This is a genomic window from Rhodococcus sp. IEGM 1351 (genome assembly GCF_030056875.1).
Lineage (GTDB): Bacteria > Actinomycetota > Actinomycetes > Mycobacteriales > Mycobacteriaceae > Rhodococcus_F > Rhodococcus_F opacus.
Genome location: NZ_JASHKU010000018.1, coordinates 158,455 through 166,240, shown reverse-complemented (window position 1 = coordinate 166,240; position 7,786 = coordinate 158,455). Strand labels below are relative to the sequence as shown.

Sequence of the window (7,786 nt, the reverse complement as noted above, 5' to 3'; positions counted from 1 at the left end):
CGCCGATGGCCCGCGGCGCTGCTCCCGGCGCTCCGCGCCGTGAGGCGGGGCGAGTCGCTTCGCTCCCCGCCAGGGAGCCGCTGCGCGGCTCGCAGTGGGTCGATTCCCGTTGCCGTCGATCGAGTCGCTTCGCTCCTCTGAGTTCCGAAATTAGGCTCACACCTTCATCTTTAATCGTCCCGTTCGATCCGGTCCCCCACACCCCAACGAGGCTGGGGAGACGGGGGGGCGCGCCCGACCCGCCGCTCACTCGCCTTCCCGCGCCGCTCCATGTCATACCAACAGCATACCACCCACCCCCCACGAAACCCACAACAATTGAAAATCTCAAAATACCCAATTATGTTGATAAACAACAAATTACGAACCTTACAAGCTGATACTTGTGCATAACACTCCTAAAATCTTACTCATCAATCGATTACCAAAACATGTTGTCACTCAACATCTTTCAAAAACGGCTCAAACCCGGACGAAACAGACACGCGCGCCCGCCGACACCCCGGCGCCGACACCCCGGCGCCGGCACTCCCCCGGCAAGTCGCCGGCAAGTCGCCGGCACCCCCACATCACAAACCGGGGACATGTCATCACACCAGGTCACAACACCATTACAGCCCTCACTCAGCACACGGCCCGCACCCCGGAAGTCGGGTGCGGGCCGTGCACGGAGAGAGGCGAACTAGGCTGCCGGGTCCAGCCAGGGCCGATCGTCACGGCCCTCCACATAAACCCCGGCGGGCGGACCATCGAGCAACCCCAGCAGCAACTCACGCGCCGCCGGAGAGGCACCGGCGAGCATCTCGTCCCGGTGTTCCTTCCAGTCCTCCCAGTCCCAGCCCGCACCGGCATCGATGCAGCTCTCCACAGCCTCGACCGGCTCACCGTTATCGGTAACCCCGGCAGTTAGAACTTGCGGAGATCATCCCTGCGGATTCAGTTTCGGTGGTATCTCGACCAGGTCGCCGCTGAGCGAGGGTGGTCAGCTGGTCTCACCATCAGCGAGTACAAGGCCAGTTCTGCTGGAAGTGATTGGCACGCAGTCGATACATATCAACTCGCCACAGCGAGATCGTCGATGTGGGGAGGCTCTATCCCGGCGGAGGTGATGGCCTGTGCCGCGCAGAGGTTCGCGTGGTGCAGGATGCTGTGTAGGTCGTCGAGGCCGATCGTACGCAGACGCCGAGCGGTCTTGCGGGCCAGCAGACTGCGGACGGACATGGCGTGCAGCAATCCGGCCATGAAGGCGTCACCCACCCCCGCGGTGTGGGCCACGTCGACGCGATGGCCTCGAACACGCACGGACCCGCTCCTGGTGTAGCCCGTGGCTCCGGCAGAGCCGTGGGTGACGACCACGATCGCCGGGCCCCGAGACATCAACCACCGGATCGCATCACCGTGGCGCTCGCCCGGCCGTAGCCAGGCCAGATCCGCATCGCTCAGCTTGACGACATCGCTCCTGGAGATCATCTCGTCGATTCGTGCGATCGAGATGTGCCGGGGGCCCATCGCTGAGGGCCTGACATTGACGTCGTAGCTGATGGTCGTGTCCGGGGTCTGCCGCGAGACGAGTCGTGCCACGTCATCGGCGCCGGGTGCTCGGACGACGGCGATGGAGCCGACGTGCAGGTGACCACACGAGGGGACGTCGGTGTGGACGAGTTCCCAGCAAAGGTCGACGGTGGGGGCGCCCGGTCGGTCGGGGTGGGCGGTCACTGTCGAGGTGCGGGTGGCGGGATGGCCGGCCTGAACTATCCGGACGCCGCACCGGGTAAGTTCGTGGTTGATGGTGCGGCCGTGAGGGTCGGCGCCGAATGTGGTCAGCAGCGTGGTGGCTATTCCGAGCCGGCCGAGGCTCCACGCGAGGGCGGCGGGGCTGCCGCCGACACGTTCGCGGCAGTTGCCGTCAGCATTGAGTGTGATGTCGATGAGGGATTCCCCGACGACGGCGATGTCGCATCGGGCGGTGGAGGTGGTGGTCATGTCGGAACGCTTCTCTGCTGGTTCGGGAAGGTGTGGGCCGGTAACGGTGCTCACGGTTCGGTTCCGTCTCAGGCCTGTTGAGGGGTGGGCGGTGGTGGCTGCCCGCCGGTGAGATCGCCTGGCTGTCAGAGAATGTCGGTGCGAAACTGATGCCGGCCGTCCATGGTGCGAGGCACGAAGCCGCCAGCGACCGTGTCTCCTATTGCGGTAGCCGTTCGCCACCCGGTGTGGTGGCGAAGAGGTGCGCGTGTGATGGATCGATGCGGACGTGCACGACCTGGCCTTTCTCCGGGGGGTTGCGCCAGTCGACCCTGGCCACGAGAGGTTCGTATGTTCCGTTCACCTGGGTGCGGCCGAAGACGAAGGCCTCGGAGCCGAGTTCCTCGACCACGTCGATCTCGAGCTCGAGACCGGCGTCGGCGAGTTCGACGTGCTCGGGCCGGATCCCGAAGATCACCTCTCGGCCGGCCGACGCGAGGGTGTCTCGCGGTACCGGAATCATCTGCCCGCCGAAGCGGATTCCGCCGTCCGTCACCGGCACGGTGAACAGGTTCATCGACGGTGAACCCATGAAACCGGCGACGAAGACATTCGCAGGCCGGCGGTAGAGCTCGCGCGGGGACGCGCACTGCTGCAGCACCCCGCCCTTGAGGACGGCGACCCGGTCGCCCATCGTCATGGCCTCGACCTGGTCGTGCGTGACGTACACGGTGGTGGTGCCGAGGCGGCGCTGCAACTGCGCGATCTGCGTCCGGGTCTGCACCCGCAGCTTCGCGTCGAGGTTCGACAGCGGCTCGTCCATCAGGAACACCTGCGGCTGCCGGACGATGGCACGGCCCATGGCAACTCGCTGCCGCTGGCCGCCGGAGAGGGCCTTGGGTTTGCGGTCCAGGTAGTCGCCGAGGTCGAGCATGTCGGCGGCCTCCCCGACGCGCGTGCGGATCTCGGTCTTGTCGGTGCCGGCGAGTTTGAGGGCGAAGCCCATGTTCTCCGCGACGCTCATGTGCGGGTAGAGGGCGTAGTTCTGGAAGACCATCGCGATGTCGCGGTCCTTGGGTTCGGAATGCGTGACGTCGCGGCCGCCGATCAGGATCTGCCCGCCGTCGACGTCCTCGAGGCCCGCGAGCATCCGCAGCGACGTGGACTTGCCGCAGCCGGACGGGCCGACGAGGACGAGGAATTCGCCGTCCTCGATGTGCAGGTCGAGTTGATCGACCGCCGGGACGTCCGATCCCGGGAACAGCCTGGTTGCGTGGTCAAAGGTGATTGTTGCCATGAGAAAAGTGAGTCCCTCCACCGGCAGGAACGTGCCGGACGATCCGAGTGAGTGAGGTGAGTGGTGCGGGTGTCGGTGGTGTCAGGTCGTCGGTGTCGAACTTTCTGTGTCGGTGGGCGGCGGGTAACTCGAGGACGAGATGGTGCCGAAGTGCGGTCCGTCGCTGTTGTCGAAGCCCCACGTCATCCAGTTGCCGTCTCGTGTCCGCCGCATCTGCACCGCGTACAGGTCGGCGGTGTCGACGTTCGCCGCGTCGGTGACCTTCCACGGTCCGAGCAGGGACTGTCCCTCGGCGATCCAGGTGCCCGCATCGTGCCCGGCGTGGGCGCGGGTGTTCTTGGGCGCGCAGGAGAACACCAGGATCGGCTTCCCGTTGACGGTGTGCGCCTGCAGGACTTCCATTTCGCCGAACCCGGCGGGCGTCGAGAGTGGGGGTTGGATGTGCCAGTGGCTCAGATCGTCGCTGGTGGCGTGGCCCACGACTGCCCGGCCCTCGGGATCGCCGGATTTGGCGCGGGCGGTGATCAGCATGTGCCACTGACCGGCATGTTCGAAGACGTAGGGGTCGCGCCAGGCTTCGTCCGGCCAGGTGCCCTCGCCGAGGCGTTCGTACCAGCGGTCGTCGGCCTCGAGGACGAGGTCGGGGTCCTTGGTCCAGGTCAGCAGGTCGGTGGAGGTCGCCCGGCCGATGCGTTGTTTGAGGCCGTTCTCGGCCCGGCTCACTCCGGTGTAGAACATGCTCCAGAGCCCGTCGGCGCCGCGGACGACGGAGCCGGTCCAGGTGGCGAGGTCATCGAAGGCCGGGGCATCCGAGGGCGCCAGCGCGTCGGCGGTGAGGGTCCATGCCTCGCCGTCCGGAGACGTCGCGTGACCGATGGTCGCGCGGTAGTGGCGGCGTTCGCGGTCCTGGAGGGCACGGGAGGCGCGGAGGAAGAACAGGTGGTGGTCGGTGCCGTCGTCGGCCATCCAACTGTCCCAGACCCAGTGATCGGGAAGGGCAAATCTCATCATCTCTCCTGGGGGTGCGCGGGAACCGCGGGGCGGCTCCCGGGAAGTTCGGGGTGGGGGTCGTCGGAAGAAGCCGCGAGTGACCGAGCGTGATCCGGTGCGGGTCCGGTGCTGCCGCGGACGACGAGTGTGGTCGGTGCGGTGACGGCGGTCGGCGCGCCCGCGTCTGGGGTGGGGGCGAGTGTGTCGAGGACGAGTCGGGCGGCGATCTCACCCTGTTCGCGGACGGATTGGTGCACGGTGGTCAGGTCGGTGAGTGCGGCGAGCGGATGGTCGTCGATTCCGACGACGGAGACGTCCTCGGGAATGCGCAGGCCTCGGCGGCGCAGTGTTCGGATGGCTCCGAGTGCGAGTTCGTCGCTGTGCGCGAAAACGGCGGTCGGAGCCGATTCCGGGGTGGCGTCGAGGATGTCCGCCATCGCCTCTGCGGCGTTGATGCCGCCCCAGTCGACGTCGCGGACGAGGCAGTGATCCACTGCGATGCCCGCTCCGGTCAGTGCGTCGACATACGCCTCCGATCGACCGGAGCGTGCCGGCCACCCGGGCTGATCGGGGTCGTGGGCGGCGATCATGGCGATCCGCCGGTGTCCTGATTCCAGGAGGTGGTCGACGGCGAGCCGGCCGGCGTGGTAGTCGTCGATGCAGACGTACGGGTAGTCGGCGCTCTGGCCGCCGGCGGCGACGATGCTCACGCCCATCAGTGCGAGCCGTTCGCGCTCGCGTTGGTCCACCGGGAACGCGACCACCACCACGGCGTCGACTTTCCGTCGAGCGGGCAGTCGGGTGAAGAAGTCCTGGCGGTCCTCGGGGCCGCCGACCTGGTACAGCAACAGGTCGAAGTTCGCTGATGCGAGCACCGTCTCGATTCCATTGACCATCTCGCCGAAAAACCAGCGCTCGATATGGGGAACGACCAACGCCACCCGTCGGGTCGGGCCGCCGGCGAGGCGGACCGCGTCCGGGGAGATGACGTAGTCGAGGCGGCGGGCGGTGGCGAGGACCTTTGCCTTGGTTGCCGCGGAGACGCCGTACGAGTCGTTGAGCGCGCGGGAGGCGGTCGTCAGCGAGACGCCGGCTTCCCGAGCGACGTCGCTGAGACTCAAAGAACCAGGTTGATCGGGCACGAAGCGATGGTAGCCCGACCGACCTTGATTTCGGAAGCGCTTCCGACATAGGCTTCGGAAGCGCTTCCGAATTGTGATGCGCGTCTCAATGCGGAGGAGCTATGGACTCACACCACTTCACCCGGGGCCGGTGGGCGCGCAGGTTCGCCGCGGTCGCCGGAGCCGCGATCCTGCCTTCGACGGTGGCCTGCGCGCCGCCGGGCAGCGGCTACACCACGACAGCACCGACGGAGCCGGTAGCGGTGCGCACGGATCTCGGTACCGACCCGATCGAGTTGACCCTGTACGACGGGGCGGGGCTGAAGAAGATCGACGAGGCCCTGATCGCGGCGTTCACCGAGCGCCACCCGAACGTCACCATCACCGCGCGCTACGACCCGGACGAGGTTCAGGCGGTCAACGCGCCCCGGGTGCTCGCCTCGGATAATCCGCCGGATATCGCGCGGATCATTGCGCTGCCGGCGGCGGTGGCCAACCGCCAGCTCACCGCACTCGATCCGTGGGCCGACGCCTACGGCTGGAACGAGCTACCGGAGGGGCAGATGGCCATGTACCGGGTCGATGACGCCGGGGTCCGGGGCACCGGTCCGCAGTACACGATGGCCAGCGGGTTCACCCTGACCGGTCTCTACTACAACAAGGATCTCGCGAACCGCATCGGAATGACCTCACCGCCCACCACCGTCGAGGACTTCGAGCAGGCACTCGCGGCGGCGAAGACCGCCGGGCTGGTCCCGATCATGGCCGGCAACAAGAGCGCCCAGGTCACCTTCCTGGTCCAGATGATGCTGAATGCATCGTTGGGGCGCGATGCGGTCAACGACTGGGTCTTCAACGCTCCCGGTGCCACACTCGACACCCCCGCCGGCGTCGATGCGGCCGCGGTCGTGGCCGACTGGGCCGCGAACGGCTACTTCCCCCAGGACACCAACGGCACCGACGCGACCGCCGCCGCCGGTCGGTTCGCCGCCGGCGAGGCACTGTTCTACGCCTCCGGTAACTGGGATGCCGCGGCCCTGCAGACCAAGATGGGCGGCAACGTCGGCTTCGTTCTCCCGCCGGCACCGGCGGGAGAACCCGTGCTGGCCATGTCGGATCCGGTGTCCAACTTCGCAATCCCCTCGGGCTCGGACGACAAGAACGCCGCCGCAGCCTTTTTGGACTTCCTCCGCTCCGAGGCCGGCCGGCAGGTCGCGGTCGACGCCGGTTTCGCCCCCTCCGGCACCGGCGAGGTCCCGGCCACCGCACCCGGATCGCTGGGCGCCCAGATCCAGGCCGCCTTCGGCAGGCTGGTCGCCGCCGACGGCCAGGTCCAGTTCGTCCAGAACGCCACCAACGGCATGTCCGGCACCTGGTTACCGCAGGTCCAGATGCTCGCCGCCGGCCGAACGACGCCCGCCGAGATGATGGGCGCCGTCCAATCCGCCTACGAGCAGGACCTTCTCCGATGACCTCCACCGCGCACACCCCCCAGACCTCCCCCGTCCGGGCGTTCGGTCACCGCGCCGCAATCCGGCCCGACCGGGGGCACCGCGCCAAACGAGCCCTGACCGGATGGCTGTTCGTCCTCCCCGCGGCGCTGGTGTACACGGTCTTCGTGCTGCGGCCGCTGCTGACCACCATCTGGTACTCCCTCTACAACTGGGACGGCATCTCCGTCGGCAGCTGGGTCGGGCTCGGCAACTACGGCCGCGTGCTCACCGACCCGCAGTTGCTGTCCTCGATCGGCCACGCGTTCTTCCTCATCGCGTTCTTCACCGTCTTCCCGGTGATCGGCGGACTTCTCGTCGCCGCCCTGCTCCAGGAGATCCGCATCCGCGGCCTCGGAACAATGACCCGCACGTTGCTGTTCCTGCCGCAGATCATCCCCGGCGCCGCGGCCGCGGTCGCCTGGGTGTGGATGTTCTCGAGCAACGGCACCGTGAACCAACTCCTCTCGGCCGTCGGCCTCGGCGGCCTCACCCGGTCGTGGCTCGGCGACTTCGACTGGGCGCTGCCCGCGGTCGGCGTCATCGGGACCTGGCTCGGGCTCGGATTCTGCACCATCTTGCTCATGGCGGGCATCGGGAAGATCGACATTGCGATCTACGAGGCGGCCCGACTCGACGGTGCCGGCTTCTTCAGCACCTTCCGCTACGTCACGGTTCCCGCCCTGCGGGCCGAAATCGGGGTCTGCGTCACCGTCACCGTCATCGCCGCTCTTGCCAGCTTCGACATCGTGTTCATGTCCACCCAGGGCGGTCCCGGCTACGCGACCACCGTTCCCGGCGTCCAGATCTACCAGCTTGGTTTCACCGAAGCCCGGGTCGGCCTCGCCAGCGCACTCGCCGTCGTCCTCACCGGGCTGATCCTGCTGGTCATCCTGCCGATCCAGCGCTTCTTCAGAGAGAACTGA

The 7,786-nt window shown here is 67.3% G+C and carries 7 protein-coding genes; 2 read left to right on the top strand and 5 right to left on the bottom strand.

Annotation, left to right across the window (positions count from 1 at the left end; all coding sequences use genetic code 11):
• Positions 1-682 precede the first annotated feature (682 nt).
• The 5 genes from QM806_RS28185 to QM806_RS28165 all read right to left on the bottom strand — a co-directional run bounded on the left by QM806_RS28185 (position 683) and on the right by QM806_RS28165 (position 5,370).
• Positions 683-868, bottom strand: a complete 186-nt coding sequence (locus QM806_RS28185) for a hypothetical protein (RefSeq protein ID WP_283293589.1) — start codon at positions 866-868, stop codon at positions 683-685.
• Positions 869-1,053: 185 nt separating this feature from the next.
• Entirely contained in the window at positions 1,054-1,983 is a 930-nt protein-coding gene (locus tag QM806_RS28180; protein WP_283293587.1) for a PfkB family carbohydrate kinase, read from the bottom strand.
• Between the two features lie 199 nt (positions 1,984-2,182).
• On the bottom strand, positions 2,183-3,259 hold the full coding sequence (locus tag QM806_RS28175) for an ABC transporter ATP-binding protein (RefSeq protein WP_283293585.1): 1,077 nt from the start codon (positions 3,257-3,259) through the stop codon (positions 2,183-2,185).
• Between the two features lie 81 nt (positions 3,260-3,340).
• The gene (locus tag QM806_RS28170) at positions 3,341-4,267 is read right to left on the bottom strand and encodes a glycoside hydrolase family protein (protein ID WP_167121320.1); all 927 of its coding nucleotides are present in this window, start codon (positions 4,265-4,267) and stop codon (positions 3,341-3,343) included.
• On the bottom strand, positions 4,267-5,370 hold the full coding sequence (locus tag QM806_RS28165) for a LacI family DNA-binding transcriptional regulator (RefSeq protein ID WP_283293582.1): 1,104 nt from the start codon (positions 5,368-5,370) through the stop codon (positions 4,267-4,269). Before QM806_RS28165 ends, QM806_RS28170 begins: the two co-directional genes overlap by 1 nt.
• Positions 5,371-5,492: 122 nt before the next feature.
• Between QM806_RS28165 and QM806_RS28160 the strand changes: the two genes are divergently transcribed.
• Both QM806_RS28160 and QM806_RS28155 read left to right on the top strand, forming a co-directional pair.
• On the top strand, positions 5,493-6,842 hold the full coding sequence (locus QM806_RS28160) for an ABC transporter substrate-binding protein (protein WP_167119613.1): 1,350 nt from the start codon (positions 5,493-5,495) through the stop codon (positions 6,840-6,842).
• Positions 6,839-7,786 carry a carbohydrate ABC transporter permease gene (locus QM806_RS28155; protein WP_167119616.1) on the top strand — a complete coding sequence of 316 codons (948 nt, stop codon included), beginning with the start codon at positions 6,839-6,841 and terminating at the stop codon, positions 7,784-7,786. The genes QM806_RS28160 and QM806_RS28155 overlap by 4 nt, the downstream gene beginning before the upstream one ends.

What these genes read in the sequence shown, in the direction of transcription:
- QM806_RS28180 (WP_283293587.1), bottom strand. Translation starts at nt 1,983, where the DNA reads ATGACCACCACCTCCACCGCCCGATGCGACATCGCCGTCGTCGGGGAA.
- QM806_RS28175 (WP_283293585.1), bottom strand. Translation starts at nt 3,259, where the DNA reads ATGGCAACAATCACCTTTGACCACGCAACCAGGCTGTTCCCGGGATCG.
- QM806_RS28170 (WP_167121320.1), bottom strand. Translation starts at nt 4,267, where the DNA reads ATGAGATTTGCCCTTCCCGATCACTGGGTCTGGGACAGTTGGATGGCC.
- QM806_RS28160 (WP_167119613.1), top strand. Translation starts at nt 5,493, where the DNA reads ATGGACTCACACCACTTCACCCGGGGCCGGTGGGCGCGCAGGTTCGCC.
- QM806_RS28155 (WP_167119616.1), top strand. Translation starts at nt 6,839, where the DNA reads ATGACCTCCACCGCGCACACCCCCCAGACCTCCCCCGTCCGGGCGTTC.